The following is an 18,014-nucleotide window of genomic DNA, read 5'->3' on the forward strand; positions in this document are numbered from 1 at the left end:
TTTCAGCCCCCCACGCGGCCGACGCCGACCGCCGCGAGGACCCCGGCCGGCCCGTCCTCGACCCGCACCCCGGTGACCACGCACCCGGGCAGCAGCGGGCCGAGCGCCTGCCGCACACCACCGCGACCCAGATCGCCGATCACGGTGAACTCCCAGTGCTTTTCGGCGAGTTGACGCGTGACATCCGCCAGATGCTCGTCGTCCAGATAGACGAGCCGCACATGCGCCAGCTCGGGCGCCATGGACTGCGCCCGCAGCGCGAGCCGGGTCCCCTCCTCGCCCACCGAGATCAGGCACGCCCCACCCGCCTCACCGGCCGACACCCAGTTGAGCAGGGGCAGTTCGCCCGCGCCCCAGGCCGGCGACTCGTACCGCGTGTCCCGTCCGGTCTGGATGTAGTGCGGCCGCCCGGAGCGCACCGCCGCGCGCACCACCGCCCGCATCTCCGCCTCCCCGTACGGCGCCGCGATGGTCACACCCGGCTGCCGGCGCAGCGCCGTCAGGTCCTCGGGCGGGTGGTCGTACGGCGCCAACACGGTGGCCCCCGCCCGGAGGTAGTCGAGCGTGAGCCGCAGATTCTCCTTGGTGTCCGCCCCGGGCTCGGGCGGAACGAGGGTGGCGAAGGGCCGGAACCCGGCCGTGGCAAGCCCGGCGGCCATCTGCACCATCGCGGCCTCCGCGGCATGCAGGGCGAAGAACCGGTCGGGGTGCGACTGCTCGAAGGGGTGGCGGCCCTCGACGCTCAGGGCCTCCAGACACACCACCCGCTCGTCCTCCGCCGCGGCCTTGGCGAGCTCCTCGCAGTACGCCGCTCTCCCCGCGAGTGCCATCCTCATCCCCTCCGCCCCGCAGATGAGCCGCGGAGCTCCCCATGCTGCACGGTAGTTCGCAGGTCAAGGGAGCTGCAACGCCGTATTGGATCGTGAAATTGTTCGCACGGTGGCTGTCCGGCTCATCCTGTCGAGGAGTTCTGACTGCCGCAGGGTGTCACGGGTGTCCGGCGGGGTTCCGGCGCGTACCGCGGCGGCGAAGGCGGCCACGGTGGCCGCCACCTGGTCGTTCGGTTCCAGGCGGATCTCCTCGGCCTTCGCGCCTCGGTGGAGGCCGATCACGGGGACGTCCCCGGCGGGCGGGGTGAACGCCCGGTCCACGGTCAAGCTGCCCTCGCTGCCCCGCAGCTCGTAGGCCGAGCGGTAGGTGTGCTCCATGCCGAAGGTGATCTGGGCCGTGACGCCGCCGGGAGTGCGCAGCAGTGCGGCGCCGGAGGTGTCGACCTGCCGTCCCGCCCCCTGGACGAGGCAGGCGCCGATGAGGTCGAGCTCGGGGCCCAGGAGGTGGAGTGCGGCCCGCAGGGGATAGATCCCTACGTCCATCAGGGCTCCGCCACCGAGCTCCGGCCTGTACCTGATGTCACTTTCCGCGAGCGGCGGGATGGTGAAGGCCGCGTGGAACGAGCGCAGTTCGCCGAGTGCTCCTTCGGCGATCAGGTGCCGCACGGCTTCGTGCCGGCGGTGATGGACGAACATGACGTTCTCCATGAGCACCAGGCCACGGGAGGCGGCGAGCTCGAGCAGGTCGCCGGTGCGGGTGTACCGGGTGGATATGGGTTTCTCGGCGAGGACGTGTCTGCCCGCGCGCAGCGCCGCCTCGACCCATCGGGGACGCAGGGCCGCGGGCAGGGGCACGTAGACGGCATGGATGTCGTCCTGTTCCAGGAGCTCTCCGTACTCGTGTACGGCACGGCAGTCGAAACGTTCCGCGACCTGTCGTGCCTTGTCGGGGTCGCGGCTGGCGACCGCCGCGACCTCGATGTCGGGGCTGGAGGCGAAGGCGGGAAGCATCCGGCGTACCGCGATGTTCGCGCATCCGATCACCCCGACCCGGAGGGGGGCGGTCATCGGGTTCCGGTCTTCATGGCGTTGAGGCAGGCAAGCATGGTGCGGGCCTGGACGTTGAGGTAGTGGCTGTGCTGGACCAGGTAGGTGAGCTGCGCGGGGGTCACCCAGGTGTAGCCGGACGGCGGATCCAGTGGGGCGTCCGCCTCGATGACGAGGCAGCGGCTCTCGGCGTTGAGGAAGCGGCCTCCCTCCTCGGAGTGGACGACGTCGTAGCGGATTCGGTCGCCGGCGGCGTGGAGCACCGTCTCCGCGAACGGTGGACGATCCTTCTCCGGCAGGTGGGCGTAGTTGTGCGGGGTGTACTGCACGGTCGGGGCCAGCTCGACGGTGTCGACGAGGCCCGGTTCGACCCGGGCCTGTACCAGTACATGGGGGGTGCCCTGGATCTCGCGGGTGAGGAAGGCGTGGATGCCCTGGCCGACCGGCTCGAACAGGGGCTGGGTCCAGCCGGTCACCTCGCGGTTTCCCGCCTGTGCGGACACGGCCACGACGTCGAAGTAGCGGCCCGTCTCGTGTTCGATGGCGCTGTCTCGGCGCTTCCAGCCGGGGAGCTTGTCCAGCGGGGCGGGTTCGGTGCGCACGCAGTGCCGGGTGCGCTCACCGGTGATCCACGAGAGCAGTTCGGTGTCGGTGTGCAGAGCTTCGCCCGCTGTGTCGTCGGTGGGCAGGCACGACAGCACCGTGCGTGAGTCCATGTTGATGACGTTGTCCCGGTGCAGCAGCTCGTTGATCTGTCCGAGGGTGAGCCAGCAGAAGTCGTCCAGCAGCGGCACGTCGCCTGCCGCCTCGACGACCATGTTGCGGTTGGCTTTCCGGGAGAACCATGAGCCGTGTTCGGACTGGCGCACGTCCACGATGACCCGGCCGCGGTCCGGGCCGACGAAGTGTTCGATGTACTTGACGTCTCCGCCCTGGTGGGCCTTGGTGTAGTTGCTGCGGGTGGCCTGGACCGTGGGTGAGAGCTGGAGCAGGTTCGGATTGCCCGGTTCCATCTTCGCCTGCATCAGGAAGTGCAGTACTCCGTCGAACTCCTTGACGAGGATGCCGAGGACACCCACCTCGTGCTGCCGGATGATGGGCTGGTACCAGTCGCTGTACGGGCCGTCGCCATGAGGCTGACCCTCTTCTGTGAAGTGCAGTCCTTCGACCGTGAAGAAGCGGCCGCTTCGATGCGCCAGGTTCCCGGTGTGCTCCTGGAACGACCAGCCTTCCATTTCCGCGAACGGTATTCGGTCCACGCGGAAGGTATTGGCTCTGCGTCGTTCGGCCAGCCAGTCGTCGAAGTGCTCGGTCGGCAGCTGCACTCCCTGGTTGGTTGCGGCCGATGCGGCGATTCGGGCCGGCAGGCTCTGGACCTCACGCCTCTGGAGGACATGGGACGGCATCGACGTAACTCCCCTGGCTTCTGGTGATGTGGGTGGGGCAGGTTCTCAGCCGCGCTCGGCCACGAACTCCTTGATGGTGGCGACCACGTAGTCCAGCATTTCGTCCGTGAGCCCTGGGTAGACGCCGATCCAGAAGGTGTGTTCGGTGATGATGTCGCTGTTGGTGAGGTCGCCGACGATGCGGTGGGGGCGGCCGATGTAGGCCGGCTGCCGGGTGAGGTTTCCGGAGAAGAGCCGCCGGGTTCCGATCTTCCGTTCTTCGAGGCGTGCGACCAGTTCGGCGCGCGTGAAGCGGGCCTTCGGGTCGACGGTGATGACGAAACCGAACCAGCTCGGCTCGGACCGCGGGGTCGGTTCGGGCAGCAGCAGGCCCGGAAGGCCGTCCAGGCCTTCGCGCAGCCGGCGCCAGTTACGGCGCCGTGCCTCGATGAAGCTGTCGAGTTTGGCGAGCTGCGTCAGGCCCAGCGCCGCCTGGATGTCGGTTCCCTTCAGGTTGTAACCGACGTGGGAGAAAATGTACTTGTGGTCGTACCCTGCGGGCAGGTTGCCCATCTGGTAGTCGAACCGTTTGAAGCAGGTGTTGTTCTTGCCCGGTTCGCACCAGCAGTCCCGTCCCCAGTCGCGCAGTGATTCCACGACGCGGGCCAGGCGGAGGTTGTCGGTGAGGACGCAGCCGCCCTCGCCCATGGTGAGGTGGTGCGCGGGGTAGAAGCTGACGGTGCTCAGGTCGCCGAAGGTGCCGGTGATCCGGCCGTCGTAGAGGGTGCCGACCGCGTCGCAGTTGTCCTCGACGAAGAAGAGGTCGTGGTCCTGGGCGAGCTGGGCCACCTCGGCCACTTCGAAGGGGTTGCCGAGTGCATGAGCGATGATGATCGCCCGGGTCTTGGGGCCGATCGCCTGTGCCACCCGGTCGGCCGTCGTGTTGTACGTCGGCAGGTCCACGTCCACGAAGACGGGGATGAGCCCGTTCTGCAGAATCGGGTTCACGGTGGTGGGGAAGCCGGCGGCGACCGTGATCACCTCGTCCCCCGGTTTGAGGCGTCTGTCACCGAGCGTCTCGGAGGTCAGAGCGGAGACCGCGAGGAGGTTCGCCGACGAGCCCGAGTTCGTCAGATGGGCCTTGCGCCGCTTCAGGAGCTTGGCGAAGTCGGACTCGAACTTCTTGGAGCTGGGCCCGGCCGCGATGCGCATGGTGAGTGCGGCCTCGACGATGGCGACCCGGTCCTCCTCGTCCAGCACCGCGCCGGACGGCCAGATCTCCGTCACTCCGGGCTTGAACCCTGCCTCTGGTGCGGTCGCCCGGTGGTAGTCGCGGACCGCTTCCAGCACGATGTCCTTGCTGTCAGTCATCGTCATTCCTTTTCAGTCGGCCGCGACTTCGGTTCCGTACTTGACGGACTTCCACCAGTCCGGGTTGTCGCGGTACCACCGCGCCGTGGCGGCCAGGCCCTCGTCGAATCCGGTCAGCGGCGCATAGCCCAGTTCTTCGCGGATCTTGGAGTCGTCGATGGCGTACCGCAGGTCGTGTGCCTCGCGGTCGGCGACGTGGCGGATCATCTCCTGCCCCAGGCCTGTCAGATCGAGCAGGCGTTCGGTGATGGCGCGGTTGGTCCGGTCGTTGCCGCCGCCGATGTTGTAGATCTCGCCGGGCCGGCCGTGGTCGAGGACGAGCTGGATGCCGCGGCAGTGGTCGTCCACGTGCAGCCATTCGCGGATGTTGCGTCCGTCTCCGTACAGCGGCACCTGCTTCCCCTCGAGCAGGTTGGTGACGAACAGCGGGATGAGCTTCTCGGGGTGCTGGTACGGGCCGTAGTTGTTGGAACAGCGGGTGATGGAGAGGTTCACCCGGTGTGTGGTCCAGTAGGTGCGGGCCACCAGGTCGGAACAGGCCTTGGAGGCCGCGTAGGGGCTGTTGGGCAGCAGCGGACAGTCCTCGGTCCAGGAGCCCTCGTCCACCGATCCGTAGACCTCGTCGGTGGAGACGTGCACGACGCGCTGGACACCGCTGTCCAGCACGGCGTGGAGCAGCGTCTGGGTGCCGAGGACGTTGGTGCGGTAGAACGCGCCCGCGTCGGCCAGCGAGCGGTCCACGTGGGATTCCGCGGCGAAGTGCACCACGGCGTCATGTCCGGGCAGCAGTTCGTGCAGCAGCTCCGCGTCGCAGATGTCGCCCCGGACGAACTCGAGACGCGGGTGCGAGGCCGGGAGATTGCCGCGGTTGCCCGCGTAGGTCAGCTTGTCCAGGACGGTGACCCGGGCGTTCTCCCAGCCCGCGTACTTGTTCGCGAGGAGGTTGCGGACGAAGTGGGAGCCTATGAAGCCGGCTCCGCCGGTGACGAGGATCTTCATGCGGCGACTTCCACTTGGGTGTGGTCGCCGACGACCAGGCGGTAGCGGTCCGTGATCTGTGTGGTGGTGCCGACGGAGGCGGAGCGGCCGACGAGGGAACTGTGCAGGCCCTGCACGCCGGTGACCGATGCCCCGTCCAGGACGATGGAGTGCGCCAGGCGGCTGTTGACCACCGCGCAGCCGCGTCCCACGGAGGTGTGCGTGCCGATGTGGCTGTCCTCCACCACGGTGCCCGCACCGATGATCGCCGGCCCCTCGATGCGGGAGCGTACGATGCGTGCCCCTTCCTCGACGACGACCGGCCCCACCAGCACGCTGGTGTCGTCGACGGTGCCGTCCACGGAGGGCCGGAGGCTGTCCAGGATGCGCGCGTTGCACTCCAGGACGTCCGCGACCTTCCCGGTGTCCTTCCAGTAGCCCTCGTACTCGCTGGCCCGTACGTCCGCGCCTTGTGTCACCAGCCACTGGATCGCGTCGGTGATCTCCAGCTCGCCGCGGGCGCTGGGCTCGATCGCCGCGATCGCCTCGTGAATCGCGGCGGTGAAGAAGTACACCCCGATCATGGCCAGGTCGCTGCGCGGCCGCTGCGGCTTCTCCACCAGGCGCAGTACCTCACGGTCGGGCCCCAGCTCCGCCACGCCGAAGGCTCGCGGGTCCGCGACCTTGCGCACCACGATGTGGGCTGCCGGGCGGCCGGCGGCGAAGTCGTCGGCGATGTCGGAGATTCCGTCGGGCAGCATGTTGTCGCCCAGGTACATCACGAAGTCGTCGTCGCCGAGGAAGTCCCGGGCGATGGCGACGGTGTGCGCGAGACCGAGGGGGTCCTCCTGGCGGATGTAGGTCAGCTCGGCTCCGAAGCGCGACCCGTCCCCGAGAACCTGCGGGATCTCGTTGTCGCGGCTGTTGACGATGATGCCGATCTCGCTCACGCCCAGGTCCAGGATGTTGCGCACGACGTATTCCAGGACCGGCGTGTTCGCCATGGGGATGAGCTGCTTGGGCATCGAGTAGCTGAAAGGCCGCAGACGGGTGCCCGATCCGCCGGCCAACACCAGAGCTTTCATAGTGGTCCTCTCACTTCGTGTGTGCGGACGTCAGCCGCGATGCTCCGCGGTCAGCCGCTCCAGTACCGGAATCACGTCCTTCGGCGCCGGGGCGGCCAGCATGTCCTCGTACAGGTCGCGGGCCCCGGTCCGGAACGACGGTTCCGTCAGCAGCCGGACAAGGTCTTTCCGCATGCTGTCGACATCGATCGCCGCGGGGTCGATGAGCAGTCCGGCACCCCGGCCGCTGATGTGCTGCGCTATGACCTTCTCGTCCCACATCGGGATCGGCATGATCAGCTGCGGTACCTGGAACGCCACGCAGGCACCGGAGGTCCCGCCGCCGCCGTGGTGGATGACTGCCGAGCTCGTGGGCAGCAGCTGGTTGAGCGGTACGTATCCGATGGCGCGGATGTTGTCCGGGAGCGCGCCCACGGTGGCCAGCTGGTCGCTGTTCAGCGTGGCGACCATCTCCAGGTCGAGGTCGGACACGGAGTCGAAGAACTCCCGCAGGGGGAAGCCGCCCTGCGAGCCGTCGAGGAGCCGGCGGGTCTGGCCGAGTGTGAACACCACCCGGGACCGCTCGGGCCGGGTGTGCAGCCACTTCGGAAGCGTGCCGGCGCCGTTGTACGGGATCCAGCGGACCGGTACGTACCTCAGATCCAGCGGGTACTGCATCCGCGCCGCGGTCAGGTCCATGGTCCACTGGCCGACCAGCGTGTCCTCGGTGAAGTCGAGACCGTACCGCTCCAGCACCGGTCCCAGCCACGGCATCCACGGGTCCTCCGTCAGGCCGGAGGCCGGATCGGCCAGCTCCTGCAGCGTCCTGGAACGGCACAGACCGACGTTGTCCATGCCGAACAGGAGGCGGGCGTGGGCAGCACCGCAGGCCCGCGCGGCCACCGCACCGGTCGGAGCCAGTGGGTCCCACAGCACCAGGTCCGGCCGCCAGTCCCGGGCGAATTCCACCAACGTGTCCAGGACCGGCCGGCGGCCGCCGCTGACCGACTCCGGCGGATAGTGCCCGTCGAGCAGGTCGATCAGCATGTCCCGGCAGGTGCGCCAGGCGTTCTCGTCGTCCGGGTCGATCGACGCGGTACGCCGGTCAGGACGGTTCGCGGCGGCGAGCAGGGGCGCCAGCGATTCGGCGAGTTCCTCCTTGCCGCCCAGGGGCACCGCGGTAAGTCCGGCCGAGGCGATGTTCGTAAACAACTTCGGGTCGAGCCCGGCCTCAGAGGTGGCCAACACGACTTCGTGACCGGCGCTCTGCAGTGCCCATGCCATGGGGACGATGGGATAGACATGTGACGATGCCGGGAAGACGTTGAAGAGAATACGCATCGCTGACCTTCCTTGAGATTGTCGGTACGACGCTTTCGGCTGCCGTTCGCCAGCAGCGTGCAGGCCGGTTCTAAAGGTCCACTTGCGCTGTGCGCCCACCCCGCGATTCATGAAAGCGGGAGGTCGGGCAGCAGCGGATCCTTTTCGGTCCACGCCCTGAATCCGGCCCCGTCGGTGGTCAGGATGCTCACGCGGTCCCTGCCGCGCTCCGGTTCTCGATCGACTTGCGCACGGCCGCCGCGACCGTGCGCACGTCACCGTCGCTCAGGCCGGGATGCAGGGGCAGGCACAGCGTCCGTTCCGCGGCCCAGTCCGAGTGCGGCAGCTGAAGGCTCTGGGAGCCGAAGGCGGGGACCTTGTGCAGCGGGGCGTAGCGGAAGGTCGTGTAGATGCCGTCCTGGTAGAGGTCGCCGGCCAGATCGTCCCGGATCTCCGGGGCTGTCTGCACCCAGTAGAAGTAGTGGGTGGACTCGTGGCCGTCCGGCAGGGCGGGGGGCAGCTGCAGCCCGGGCACCTCGGCCAGTTCGCGGTCGTACAGCGCGCAGATCTCCTGGCGGCGGCGTACGAACTCGGGGAGCCGGCGCAGCTGCACGGCGCCGATCGCGGCGGTGAGGTCGTTGCCGATGACACGGCGGCCGGGCTCGGGGATGTCCATCTCCCACCAGCGGGAGGAGACTTTCGCGTGGCCGAAACCGCTGGGCTGGGCCAGCCCGTGGTAGGCCAGCCGCCTGGCCCGGGCCGCTCGTTCCCGGTCCTTGAGGTAGATCATTCCGCCGTCGCCGGTGACCATGACCTTCATGGCGTCGAAGCTCCACATGGCGATGTCCCCGAACGAGCCCACGGCCCGGCCGTCCACCCGGGAGGCCACCGAGCAGGCGGCGTCCTCGACGAGTGTGACGCCCAGCTCCCGGCAACGGTCCGCGATGCGGACGATGTCACCGGGTGAGCCCCCGTAGTGCAGGACGATCACCGCCCGGGTCCGGGGCGTGAGCACCTGCTCGATGTCCTCGACCGTGGGGTTGAGGGTGCGGGGGTCGACGTCGCAGAAGACCGGTCGGGCACCGCAGCTGAGTACGGCGTTCGCGGCGGCGACGAAGCTGAGGGACGGCAGCACCACCTCGTCGCCGTCCTGCAGGTCCATCGACTCCAGGGCGAGGAAAAGCCCTGACGTGCCCGAGTTGATGAAGACGACATGCTCCGCCGGCACATCGATGTGCTCCGCGAACGCGGCCTCGAAAGCCCGGGTGCGCGGGCCGTGTCCCAACCATTTGTCATCGAAGGTCTCGGCAATCGCGGCGAGTTCCTCCGCTCCGACTTGAGGCTGAAAGAGATTGATCATGACTACCTTTCGTGTCTCCGGCTGATAGCGACGTCAGAACGATTCGAGTGGATTTCCCGAACGTGTTCGCTCCCTGCGAGCACACGACGGCGGGGCTCCATCGTGTGCCGCGGCGCTAAAAGTCCGGCAAAGCGCCGGTCCCCGGGCAGCGCGGAATGCGGCTGTTCTTCAGCCGTGACCATTCAGGGATTCTGTTCGGGCCGGCCCTGTGACGGTTTTGGCGGGCTGCGCGCAAGCGGGACTTCAGTGTGCGGGGCCACGCTCGTCGGGGGCGCGCACCGGCGCCGGCCCCGCCCGTGAGCGCGAGGAGAGGACCAGCGATGCGGTCGACGTACGACGAGGATGTGCGCACGTCCGGGCTCGCGGGCCCGCCGGACCCGCGCCGCTGGGCGGTGCTCGCGGTCCTCTCCCTCGCCCTGTTCGTGATCATCCTCAACAACGGGCTGCTCAACGTCGCGCTGCCCAGCATGATGCACGACCTGAGCATCGGCATCGGCACCGCCCAGTGGATCGTCGACGGCTACTCGCTGGTCTTCGCGGCCTGTCTGCTCACGGCGGGCACCCTGTCCGACCGGTACGGCCGCAAGCGGGCCACTCTGCTCGGTGTCGTGCTGTTCGGCGTCGGCACGCTCCTCGCCCTCACCGCGGACGGTGCGGCCCAACTCGTCGTCGCGCGGGCGGTGATGGGCGTGGCCGCGTCCCTGGTCATGCCGGGCACCCTGTCCATCCTGGTGGACGTGTTCCCCGAGCGGGAGAGGCCGCGCGCCCTGGCCGTCTGGGGCAGCGCGTCCGCGCTGGGGGTGGCCGTGGGACCGGTGCTCGGCGGCGCCCTCGCGGGCCACTTCTGGTGGGGCTCGGTATTCCTCGTGAACCTGCTGCCGGTCGCCGTCGTCCTGGCCGCGGGTCTCCTGTTGCTGCCGGAGTCGGCGGCGCCCGTACCGCGGCCGCTGGACCCGGTGGGCGCGGTGCTCGGCTCCGCGGTCATGGTGGCCCTGGTGTTCGGCGCCATCCACGCCTCGGGCGAGGGGTGGACGTCGGCCGCCGTCCTCGGTGCGTTCGGCGGCGCGCTGGTGTGCCTCACCGGCTTCGTGGCGTGGGAACGGCGGCACCCCAGCCCGATGGTCGACTTCGCGCTGCTGCGCCGCCCCGCCTTCCTCGGCGCGAGCGCCGGCATCATGCTGCTCTTCAGCGGGCTCGCCGGCACTCTGTTCACCCTCACCCAGTTCCTTCAACTCGGCCTGGCGTACGGTCCGTTGAAAGCCGGCCTCGCGCTCGCCCCGGTCGCGGTCGCGGTCGGTGCGGGCTCGTCCCTGGCCCCGTGGCTGGCCCGGCGCACCGGGCCGCGCGGCGGCGTCGGCACCGGTCTGGCGGCAGCCTCGGCCGGCGCCCTGACGCTCGCGGCGGCCGACGGCTACGCGGGTGTCCTGCCCGGGCTCGCGCTGCTCGGCGTGGGCGTCGGCCTGGCCCTCGGGCCCGCGACGGACACCCAGTTGTCCTTGATCCCGCCCGAACGGTCGGGCAACGCGGCAGCCCTCGGCGACACCATGATGGAACTCGGCAACGCCGTCGGAGTCGCCGTCGTCGGCACCGTCCTCGCGCATGGCGCGGTCGGTGCCGCGGCGCCCGGCGCCGGCGTCGAATCGGCCGCGACAGCGGGCTTCGTCACCGCGGCGGTCATCGTCGCGGCCGGCGCGGTGCTCGCCGCACTGCTGCTGCCCGGTCCGGCCCGCCCCGCGGCGAACGAAGAGGCGGGCGAGCCGATCGTGCGCACCCCGCACTCCGGTGACGAGGCGCCTGTCCGGTCGGCCTGACCCCGGATCACGCAGCCCGGATCACGCAACCCGGATCACGCAACCGGGGTCTGCTCGCTGTCCGCGTCCTGCCCGGCCGCAGCGTCACGGGGAGGTGCGGGACGCGTCCGTGAAGATCTCATATGCCGAACCCCATGTTTTCAGCCTCTGGCACATGCTCCTGTCCCTGTCGGTGGTGGCGTGCTCGTGCGACTGTCGCCGCGGAGGCCTGAAGAAGGTCTGCACAGTGCGGAAGGAGAAAGGGAGATGGAGATCGGTGTCCTCGGGCCGCTCGTGGTGACGGTGCACGGTCGGTCCCTTGTGCCCAGCGCGGCCAAGTCACGGCAGGTGCTCGCCCTGCTCGCGGCCAACCTCGGCCGGCATGTGTCCCTGGACGCCATTGTCCGGGAACTGTGGGACGGCACGACTCCCGGCTCCCCCACGGGCGTGGTGCAGACGTATGTGAAGCAGTTGCGGCATTCCCTGGCCGTCGCGCTCGGGCCGGCCGACGGGACGGATCCCAAGGAGCTTTTGAGCCGTACGCACACCGGTTACGTCCTGAGCCTGCCGGGCGCCGAGGCGGATGCCAGTACCTTCGAACGGCTGGCGATGGGCGGCTGCAGAGCGCTGGCACAGCAGGAGGCCGCTGAGGCGGCGGCGCTGCTGGACAGGGCCGAGGACGTGTGGCGCGGGCCCGCCCTCGCCGATGTGCGGACCGGACCGGTGCTGCGGACCGAGGCACGCCGCCTGGACGAGGTGCGGCGCGCCGCGATGGAGCATCGCGTCACCGCGTACATGATGCTCGGCCGGCACTCCGAAGTTCTCGGCGAACTCAGCGCCATGACCGCCCGTTACCCTCTCCAGGAGGGTCTGCACGCCCTGTTGATCGTGTGCCTGTACCGCTGCGGCCGCTCCGGTGAGGCCTTGGAGGCCTTCCGCCGGCTGCGCGCGGCGATGGTGGGTGAACTCGGCATCGAGCCCTCGCACCGCCTGCAGCGACTGCACCATGCCGTCCTCCGCGACGATCCCGCGCTGGACTCGGCTGCCACCGGTTTGGCTGCCTTTTAGCAGGAGGCCACACGCTCGTCGCACGCCTGCCGGGCCGGCGTGCGTGCTGCTGCCGGGTCCGGCGCGCCCCGGGCGCCGGGCTCCGGTTCACGGGGGGCTGGGGGGTCGGGGGGCGGGGAAGGATGCGCCGGGGGATTCTGTCCGGCGCCCCGCCGGCCGGCCGTTCCCCTGACCGACCACACCGTTCCACACACGCACTCTGGGAGCCACCTTGCCAGTCGCCTCACGTTCCTTACTCGGCCGCGTCTTCTACAGCGGACCCACGCTGGCCGAGCTCCAGCAGCACTACGCCAAGGGTGGCCTCATCGACGACCGGGCGCCCGTGACCGCCGTCAGCAGGGTGCGGATCGAAGCTCCCCCGGCCACCGTGTGGCGGCTGCTGCACGACCTGCCGGGCTGGCCCTCCTGGGTGCCGGGAGTGACCTCCGTGCGGCAGGGGCCGAAGGGCACCGTGCCGGACGAGCAGTTCCGCTGGAAACTGGGCGGGATGCCCATCAGGTCGACGCTGGCCGTCGTCGAACCGCTGCAGGAACTGTGCTGGACCGGCGTGCTCGCCGGCACCCGGGCGGTGCACCGCTTCCGGCTCACCTCCGCCGACGGCGGACACGCCACCGACGTGCTGTCGGAGGAGTCCATCGGCGGCCCGCTCATCGCCCTGTACTTCCCCAGTGCCAAGCTGCGCACCGTCCTGCAGAACTGGCTGGAAGCCCTCAGGACCACTGCCGAGACTGCTCAGACGGAGGTTCCCCGGTGACTCACACGACTCTGGCGCTCGCCAACAACGACGTCGTGCTCGGCATCCGCTTCCTGCTCGAGGTGACCTCGCTGGTCTGCTTCGGCATCTGGGCCTGGCGCAAGACACCGTCGCCGTGGCGCTGGATCACGGTGGTCGTGCTGCCGGTGGCCGTCGGCTGGATGTGGGGCACCTTCGCCGTGCCGGACGACCCGTCGCGCTCGGGCGAGAGCGACGTCCACACGCCCGGCCCGCTGCGGCTGCTCCTCGAGCTCGCTGTGTTCTTCGGCGCGGTGGCGGCTCTGTATCTCGCGGATCTGCGCCGGGCCGCCCGCTGGCTGCTGGCGATCATGGTCCTCTACCAGGTGCTCGCGTACGACCGCATCGGCTGGCTGCTCAGCCACTGAGCATCGGGCGGCAGGCATGCCGCGAGATCGGTTTGGCTGTCTTTTAGCGGTCAATCACATACTCGTGGCGTGCCTGCCGGCACCCGCTCCACCCTGCGTCGAGACGTCCGGCCGGTCGGGCAGGTGCCCGTGCGCGTCCGCACACCGGGACCCGGACGTCCGCCGCCCTCCGGTCCGTCCTTCTCGCCGCCCACGGTGCCGCGGTCCCGGCAGGCGTCCAGACAACCGGACGAGCCCGAGGCGGAACGGAATGACACGCTACTTGTCCCACACCTCCCCGACGGACGGCACCGAGACCGAGGTGCGGCTGTTCTGCTTCCCGTACGCGGGCGGCGGGGCGTCGGCCTACCGGCGCTGGCAGCAGGGCCTCGACGCACACGGTGCGGGCGCCAGAGTGGTGCCCGTCCAACTGCCCGGCCGCGAGGGCCGGATGACCGAACCGCGCTTCACCGACCTGCACGCGCTCGTCGCCGACCTCGACGAGCAGCTGGACGCGGAGCTGGAGCACCCGCACGTGTTCTACGGGCACAGCATGGGCGCCCTCGTGGCGTACGCGCTGGCCGCCCGGCGGCAGCTCCGCGGCGCGCCGCTGCCCATGGCGCTGGCCCTGAGTTCGTACCGGGCGCCGCACCTTCCGGCACCGAAGATCGCCGACCCGGGGGCGAGTGACGAGGAACTCGTGGCCTCGCTCGCCGCGTTGGGCGGAATCCCACGGGTGATCCTGGAGCACCCCGAGTTCCTGGCGGCGCTGCTGCCCGTCGCCCGCGACGACCTCCAGCTGTGCACGACGTCGTTCGCACCGGACGCGGAGGCCGTGCGGGTGCCGCTGCACCTGTTCATCGGGGCCAAGGACCGGCTCGTGTCGGTGCCCGAGGTGGTGGCCTGGCGGCGCCACGCGGGACGCGGCTACGAGGTGCGGGTGGTGCAGGGCGGGCACTTCTTCATCCGCGCCCACGAGGACGCCTTCCTGCAGGAGCTCGCGTCCGTGATCCGCCGGTACGACCGGGCTCCGGTGCTGGCCGGCGCCCTGTCCGCCTGACAGGAGACGTCCCGCGGGCAGCCCGCCGGAGGGAAGGCGGACCGCGCAACCGCCGCTACAGCCAAGGCCCCCACCATGGCCGAAAGGCACCCCACAGCCGACGCACCACCAGGTTCTCCCGCGGTTTCGACCCACTTTTCTCCCCAGATATCCAGGAGCGGATGTGCAGGACGACCGGGCGCAAGCCTTCATGACGACCTTGACGCAACAACTCGCCGCCGTGCGCCCCGAGACGGCCCAGCGGCACATCACCGAGCGGTCCCGGCTCACCGGAGACCTCGGTCTGGACTCGGTGGAGTTGGCCGAGCTCTTCGAGCGCATCCGGGAGACGTACGCGGGAGTGGAGATCTCGGACTGGCTGGCGACGGCGACCCGGGCGGAGGGCGACACGGTCGGCAGCCTGGTGCGCTACCTGGCGGTCGCGGTGCCCGAGGAGCGGCCGCTGGTCGCGGGGAGCGCCCGATGACCGTCACGCAGGACGCGCCCGCCCGCACCGACTTCGTCGCGCTCGCCGAGGAGCTGGCGGAGCGGTTCGCCGGCCGGGCGGCGGAGCACGACCGGGCCGGCGACTTCCCGCACGAGAACATCGCCGAGCTGGTCTCCTCCGGCTACACCGCGATGACCGTGCCGCGCGAACACGGCGGCGGCGGCGCGGGGCTCGAGGAGCTGTGCCGGGCGCAGGAGACCCTCGCGACCGGCTGCGCGAGCACCGCCTTCGCGGTCAACATGCACGTCCACGGCATCGCGATGATCGCGGGGATCGGCGGCCTCGCCGCCGAGCGGGCCTACCGGGCCATCGTCGAGGACGGTTCGGTGATCGCGGGCGGGTTCAGCGAGCCCGGAGTGGGCGGCAACTGGTGGCATCCCACCACGAAGGCCGATCCGGTGGAGGGTGGCTACCTGCTCAACGGGCGCAAGGGCTTCTTCACCGGGTTCCCCGCGGCGGACCTGCTGTTCCTGTCGGCTGCCCGCACCGACGACCGGGGGCTGCCCGAGCCGGTCGGCTTCCTGGTGCCCAAGCCGGAGCACGGGGTGAGCGTCACGGCCGAGTGGGACGCGGCGGGCATGCGGGCCACGGGCAGCCATTCGCTGCTCCTGGACGACCTGTTCGTCGCGGACGCGCACATGGTGGGGCAGCCGGGTGCGCTGCCGCTGATGTTCATCCAGGGCGTGCACTGGGCGTGGTGCAGTTTCGCCTCCGTGTTCCTCGGGATCGCCCGCGGGGCGCTGGAGACCGTGGTGCGTGAGCAGCGCGGCCGCACCCTGCACGTGCTGGACCGGACGGTCGCGCATCTGCCGGGCGTGCAGTTCCGGGTGGCGGAGATGCGCACCAAGCTGGCGGCCGCGGAGGCCCACCTGTACCAGTCGGTGCGGGCCGATCACGACGCGGCGATCGCCGAGGATCCGCTGGGTCATTACATCGAGATGAGCGTGATGAAGAACAGCGTGTGCCGCCTCGCCCACGAGGTGGTGTCGCTGGCGATGCAGGTCCAGGGCGGTTCCGCGCTGATGTCCTCGCATCCGCTGCAGCGCGCCTACCGGGACGTGGTGGCCGGGCTGCTCGTCCCGCCGAACTCCGACGTGACCGCCGAGTGGGCGGGCAAGCACGCGCTCGGAGTGCCGGTCTTCGCCGAACCCCGTTGGGAGGGCTGAACGACATGACCACCGCCACACCAGTGAGGGCCACCGAACGGGCCGTGCGCTGGGCCGAGTTGCAGGACAGCGCCCGGGCCCTGGCCCGCCGTTTCGAGGAGCGCTCGCAGACCGCGTACGGGGCCGGCGAGTTCGTCGGCGAGAACATCCGTGACCTGGTGGACGCCGGGATCACCGCGATCAACGTGCCCGCGGACCTGGGGGGCTTCGAGGCGACGCTGGAGGAGAACACTCGGCTGCTGCGGATCATCGCGGGGGGCTGTGGTTCGACGGCGTTCACGTTGGCCATCCACGCGGTCCTGACCGGCTCGATGCGCAGCGATCTGAGCGTGGCCGTGCGCGAGCGGATGTTCGGCGCGGTGCGCGACGGGGCGTTCGTCGTGGGCCCGTTCACCGACGAGGGTTCCGGCGGCAACTGGGTGCGTCCGTCCACGACGGCCCGGCGGGTGCCGGACGGTTTCGTCCTGGACGGGCTGAAGCACTTCGCCACGGGTTACGACGCGGCCACGCACCTGGTGGTGACGGCCGGTCTCGACGACGCCCACCTGGAGCCGCCGTTCAACCTGGCGGCCTTCTTCGTGGAGAAGCCCGACGAGGGTGTCGAGGTGGTCGCCCCGTGGAGCGGCTTCGCCCTGCCGATGACGGGTTCGCACTCGCTGAAGCTGGACGGTCTGCGGGTCGACGCCGATGATTCGGTGTTCCCCGACGGGCTGACCCCGCTGTTCGTGATGGCACGTCAGCAGTGGGGACACTACTGTTTCGCGGCGGTGTTCCTGGGGCTCGCCGAGCGGGCCTACGAGCTGGCCGTGGAACGGACCAGGGGCCGCGCCACGACGGCGGTGTCCGATCTGGCCCGGCTGCCCGGCATCCAGTTCGCGGTGGCGCGGATGCGCTCCTCGCTCGCCACGATGGACGCGCTGCTCACCGAGTACGCGACCCGGCACGTGGACCCGGGCGAGGACCTGCCGGCGTTCGTGGCCGACACCTGCATCCCGAAGTACCACATCACGAACGAGGCCGAGCACGTCGTCGCCACCGCGTTCGAGGTGATCGGCGGCTCCGGTATCCGGGACGGCTCCCGCATCGGGCAGATCTGGCGGGACGTCAAGGCGGGGCCGCTGCTGCCGTTCACCAACGACATGGCCCGCGAGTTCATCGGCAAGGCGACGCTGGGCATCAGCCCGGTCGAGACCCCGAGGTGGGTGTGATGTCCGGGGCACTGGCGATCGACAACGAGTACTACGAAGAGGTCGGCGACGACTGGTGGGACACGGAGGGTCCGCTGCGCGCCCTGCACGAGATGAACCCGGCCCGCACCGCGTACTTCGACCGGATCATCAAGGAGCGTCACCCGGGCCGGTCCGCCGACACGATCCGCGTCGTCGACCTGGGCTGCGGCGGCGGGCTCGTCGCCGAGGAGCTCGCCGGCCGCGGCTACCGGGTCACCGGCATCGACCTGTCCCCCGGCACCGTCGACGCCGCCCGCAGGCACGCGGCGGCCTCCGGCGTCGAGGTGACGTACCAGGTCGGCTCGGCGTACGGCACCGGTCTTCCGGACGGCTGCGCCGAGGCGGTCGTCGCCTCCGACGTCCTGGAGCACTTCCACGACGTGCCGGCGGCGCTCGCCGAGATCGACCGGCTGCTCGTGCCCGGCGGTGTGCTGCTGTTCGACACGGTGAACCGGACGGTGCGCAGCTATCTGCTGCTCATCCTCGTGGCCGAGAAGTTCCTGGGCATCATCAAGCCCGGCACGCACAACTGGAAGATGTTCATCCGGCCCGCCGAGCTGCGGGTGCTGCTCGCGTCCGCCGGACTGCGGCTCGCCGACACCCACGGGCTCGGCCCCTCCCGGCCGCTGCCGCTGTTGCTGCCCGGCCTGCTGCGCCACCGCCGCCTGGGCACGTTCACCCTCACCGGCGACGTCTGCGCCAGCTACATCGGCCACGCCGTCAAACGAAGCACCACGTGA

Annotated in this window: 17 protein-coding genes; 9 read left to right on the plus strand and 8 right to left on the minus strand. The window is 70.1% G+C overall.

Annotation, left to right across the window (positions count from 1 at the left end; genetic code table 11):
• Positions 1 to 2: 2 nt before the first annotated feature.
• From ACIBTU_RS36210 to ACIBTU_RS36245, 8 genes are all read right to left on the minus strand, one after another.
• Positions 3 to 830, minus strand: coding sequence for a transketolase (locus ACIBTU_RS36210; protein ID WP_399130964.1), 828 nt, complete (start codon positions 828 to 830; stop codon positions 3 to 5).
• 63 nt (positions 831 to 893) lie between these two features.
• Positions 894 to 1,898 (minus strand): Gfo/Idh/MocA family protein, encoded by a 1,005-nt coding sequence (locus ACIBTU_RS36215; protein ID WP_399130965.1) that lies wholly within the window; start codon positions 1,896 to 1,898, stop codon positions 894 to 896.
• Positions 1,895 to 3,283, minus strand: a complete 1,389-nt coding sequence (locus ACIBTU_RS36220; protein WP_399130966.1) for an NDP-hexose 2,3-dehydratase family protein — start codon at positions 3,281 to 3,283, stop codon at positions 1,895 to 1,897. The genes ACIBTU_RS36215 and ACIBTU_RS36220 overlap by 4 nt, the downstream gene beginning before the upstream one ends.
• Before the next feature lie 45 nt (positions 3,284 to 3,328).
• Positions 3,329 to 4,633: a lipopolysaccharide biosynthesis protein RfbH gene (gene rfbH, locus ACIBTU_RS36225; protein ID WP_399130967.1), complete on the minus strand. Its 1,305-nt coding sequence runs from the start codon at positions 4,631 to 4,633 to the stop codon at positions 3,329 to 3,331.
• Positions 4,634 to 4,645: 12 nt separating this feature from the next.
• Positions 4,646 to 5,632: a dTDP-glucose 4,6-dehydratase gene (gene rfbB, locus ACIBTU_RS36230; RefSeq protein ID WP_399130968.1), complete on the minus strand. Its 987-nt coding sequence runs from the start codon at positions 5,630 to 5,632 to the stop codon at positions 4,646 to 4,648.
• On the minus strand, positions 5,629 to 6,696 hold the full coding sequence (locus ACIBTU_RS36235) for a glucose-1-phosphate thymidylyltransferase (RefSeq protein ID WP_399130969.1): 1,068 nt from the start codon (positions 6,694 to 6,696) through the stop codon (positions 5,629 to 5,631). Before ACIBTU_RS36235 ends, rfbB begins: the two co-directional genes overlap by 4 nt.
• Before the next feature lie 30 nt (positions 6,697 to 6,726).
• A complete protein-coding gene (locus tag ACIBTU_RS36240; RefSeq protein WP_399130970.1) occupies positions 6,727 to 7,959 on the minus strand; it encodes a nucleotide disphospho-sugar-binding domain-containing protein in 1,233 nt (410 codons plus the stop codon).
• Between the two features lie 244 nt (positions 7,960 to 8,203).
• Positions 8,204 to 9,355 carry a DegT/DnrJ/EryC1/StrS family aminotransferase gene (locus tag ACIBTU_RS36245; protein WP_399130971.1) on the minus strand — a complete coding sequence of 384 codons (1,152 nt, stop codon included), beginning with the start codon at positions 9,353 to 9,355 and terminating at the stop codon, positions 8,204 to 8,206.
• Between the two features lie 320 nt (positions 9,356 to 9,675).
• Between ACIBTU_RS36245 and ACIBTU_RS36250 the strand changes: the two genes are divergently transcribed.
• The 9 genes from ACIBTU_RS36250 to ubiG all read left to right on the plus strand — a co-directional run bounded on the left by ACIBTU_RS36250 (position 9,676) and on the right by ubiG (position 18,014).
• The gene (locus ACIBTU_RS36250; RefSeq protein ID WP_399130972.1) at positions 9,676 to 11,166 is read left to right on the plus strand and encodes an MFS transporter; all 1,491 of its coding nucleotides are present in this window, start codon (positions 9,676 to 9,678) and stop codon (positions 11,164 to 11,166) included.
• 246 nt (positions 11,167 to 11,412) lie between these two features.
• Complete coding sequence (locus ACIBTU_RS36255; protein ID WP_399130973.1) at positions 11,413 to 12,213, plus strand: BTAD domain-containing putative transcriptional regulator; 801 nt, start codon at positions 11,413 to 11,415, stop codon at positions 12,211 to 12,213.
• 211 nt (positions 12,214 to 12,424) lie between these two features.
• Positions 12,425 to 12,967 carry an SRPBCC family protein gene (locus ACIBTU_RS36260; protein ID WP_399130974.1) on the plus strand — a complete coding sequence of 181 codons (543 nt, stop codon included), beginning with the start codon at positions 12,425 to 12,427 and terminating at the stop codon, positions 12,965 to 12,967.
• Positions 12,964 to 13,353, plus strand: a complete 390-nt coding sequence (locus ACIBTU_RS36265) for a YrdB family protein (protein WP_399130975.1) — start codon at positions 12,964 to 12,966, stop codon at positions 13,351 to 13,353. Before ACIBTU_RS36260 ends, ACIBTU_RS36265 begins: the two co-directional genes overlap by 4 nt.
• Before the next feature lie 250 nt (positions 13,354 to 13,603).
• On the plus strand, positions 13,604 to 14,392 hold the full coding sequence (locus ACIBTU_RS36270) for a thioesterase II family protein (protein WP_399130976.1): 789 nt from the start codon (positions 13,604 to 13,606) through the stop codon (positions 14,390 to 14,392).
• A 190-nt stretch (positions 14,393 to 14,582) separates the two neighbouring features.
• Positions 14,583 to 14,858, plus strand: coding sequence for an acyl carrier protein (locus ACIBTU_RS36275; protein ID WP_399130977.1), 276 nt, complete (start codon positions 14,583 to 14,585; stop codon positions 14,856 to 14,858).
• The gene (locus ACIBTU_RS36280; RefSeq protein ID WP_399130978.1) at positions 14,855 to 16,045 is read left to right on the plus strand and encodes an acyl-CoA dehydrogenase family protein; all 1,191 of its coding nucleotides are present in this window, start codon (positions 14,855 to 14,857) and stop codon (positions 16,043 to 16,045) included. Before ACIBTU_RS36275 ends, ACIBTU_RS36280 begins: the two co-directional genes overlap by 4 nt.
• Positions 16,046 to 16,050: 5 nt before the next feature.
• A complete protein-coding gene (locus ACIBTU_RS36285; RefSeq protein WP_399130979.1) occupies positions 16,051 to 17,253 on the plus strand; it encodes an acyl-CoA dehydrogenase family protein in 1,203 nt (400 codons plus the stop codon).
• Positions 17,253 to 18,014 carry a bifunctional 2-polyprenyl-6-hydroxyphenol methylase/3-demethylubiquinol 3-O-methyltransferase UbiG gene (ubiG, locus tag ACIBTU_RS36290; protein ID WP_399130980.1) on the plus strand — a complete coding sequence of 254 codons (762 nt, stop codon included), beginning with the start codon at positions 17,253 to 17,255 and terminating at the stop codon, positions 18,012 to 18,014. Before ACIBTU_RS36285 ends, ubiG begins: the two co-directional genes overlap by 1 nt.

It is taken from the genome of Streptomyces sp. NPDC050145 (assembly GCF_044460245.1).
Taxonomy (GTDB): Bacteria; Actinomycetota; Actinomycetes; order Streptomycetales; family Streptomycetaceae; genus Streptomyces.

Excerpts from the sequence above, each read along its gene's own strand:
- ACIBTU_RS36255 (WP_399130973.1), top strand. The coding sequence starts at position 11,413 with ATGGAGATCGGTGTCCTCGGGCCGCTCGTGGTGACGGTGCACGGTCGG.
- ACIBTU_RS36275 (WP_399130977.1), top strand. The coding sequence starts at position 14,583 with ATGACGACCTTGACGCAACAACTCGCCGCCGTGCGCCCCGAGACGGCC.
- ubiG (WP_399130980.1), top strand. The coding sequence starts at position 17,253 with ATGTCCGGGGCACTGGCGATCGACAACGAGTACTACGAAGAGGTCGGC.
- ACIBTU_RS36215 (WP_399130965.1), bottom strand. The coding sequence starts at position 1,898 with ATGACCGCCCCCCTCCGGGTCGGGGTGATCGGATGCGCGAACATCGCG.
- ACIBTU_RS36280 (WP_399130978.1), top strand. The coding sequence starts at position 14,855 with ATGACCGTCACGCAGGACGCGCCCGCCCGCACCGACTTCGTCGCGCTC.
- ACIBTU_RS36270 (WP_399130976.1), top strand. The coding sequence starts at position 13,604 with ATGACACGCTACTTGTCCCACACCTCCCCGACGGACGGCACCGAGACC.
- ACIBTU_RS36285 (WP_399130979.1), top strand. The coding sequence starts at position 16,051 with ATGACCACCGCCACACCAGTGAGGGCCACCGAACGGGCCGTGCGCTGG.
- ACIBTU_RS36240 (WP_399130970.1), bottom strand. The coding sequence starts at position 7,959 with ATGGCATGGGCACTGCAGAGCGCCGGTCACGAAGTCGTGTTGGCCACC.
- ACIBTU_RS36245 (WP_399130971.1), bottom strand. The coding sequence starts at position 9,355 with ATGATCAATCTCTTTCAGCCTCAAGTCGGAGCGGAGGAACTCGCCGCG.
- ACIBTU_RS36220 (WP_399130966.1), bottom strand. The coding sequence starts at position 3,283 with ATGCCGTCCCATGTCCTCCAGAGGCGTGAGGTCCAGAGCCTGCCGGCC.
- rfbH (WP_399130967.1), bottom strand. The coding sequence starts at position 4,633 with ATGACTGACAGCAAGGACATCGTGCTGGAAGCGGTCCGCGACTACCAC.
- rfbB (WP_399130968.1), bottom strand. The coding sequence starts at position 5,632 with ATGAAGATCCTCGTCACCGGCGGAGCCGGCTTCATAGGCTCCCACTTC.
- ACIBTU_RS36250 (WP_399130972.1), top strand. The coding sequence starts at position 9,676 with ATGCGGTCGACGTACGACGAGGATGTGCGCACGTCCGGGCTCGCGGGC.
- ACIBTU_RS36235 (WP_399130969.1), bottom strand. The coding sequence starts at position 6,696 with ATGAAAGCTCTGGTGTTGGCCGGCGGATCGGGCACCCGTCTGCGGCCT.
- ACIBTU_RS36210 (WP_399130964.1), bottom strand. The coding sequence starts at position 830 with ATGGCACTCGCGGGGAGAGCGGCGTACTGCGAGGAGCTCGCCAAGGCC.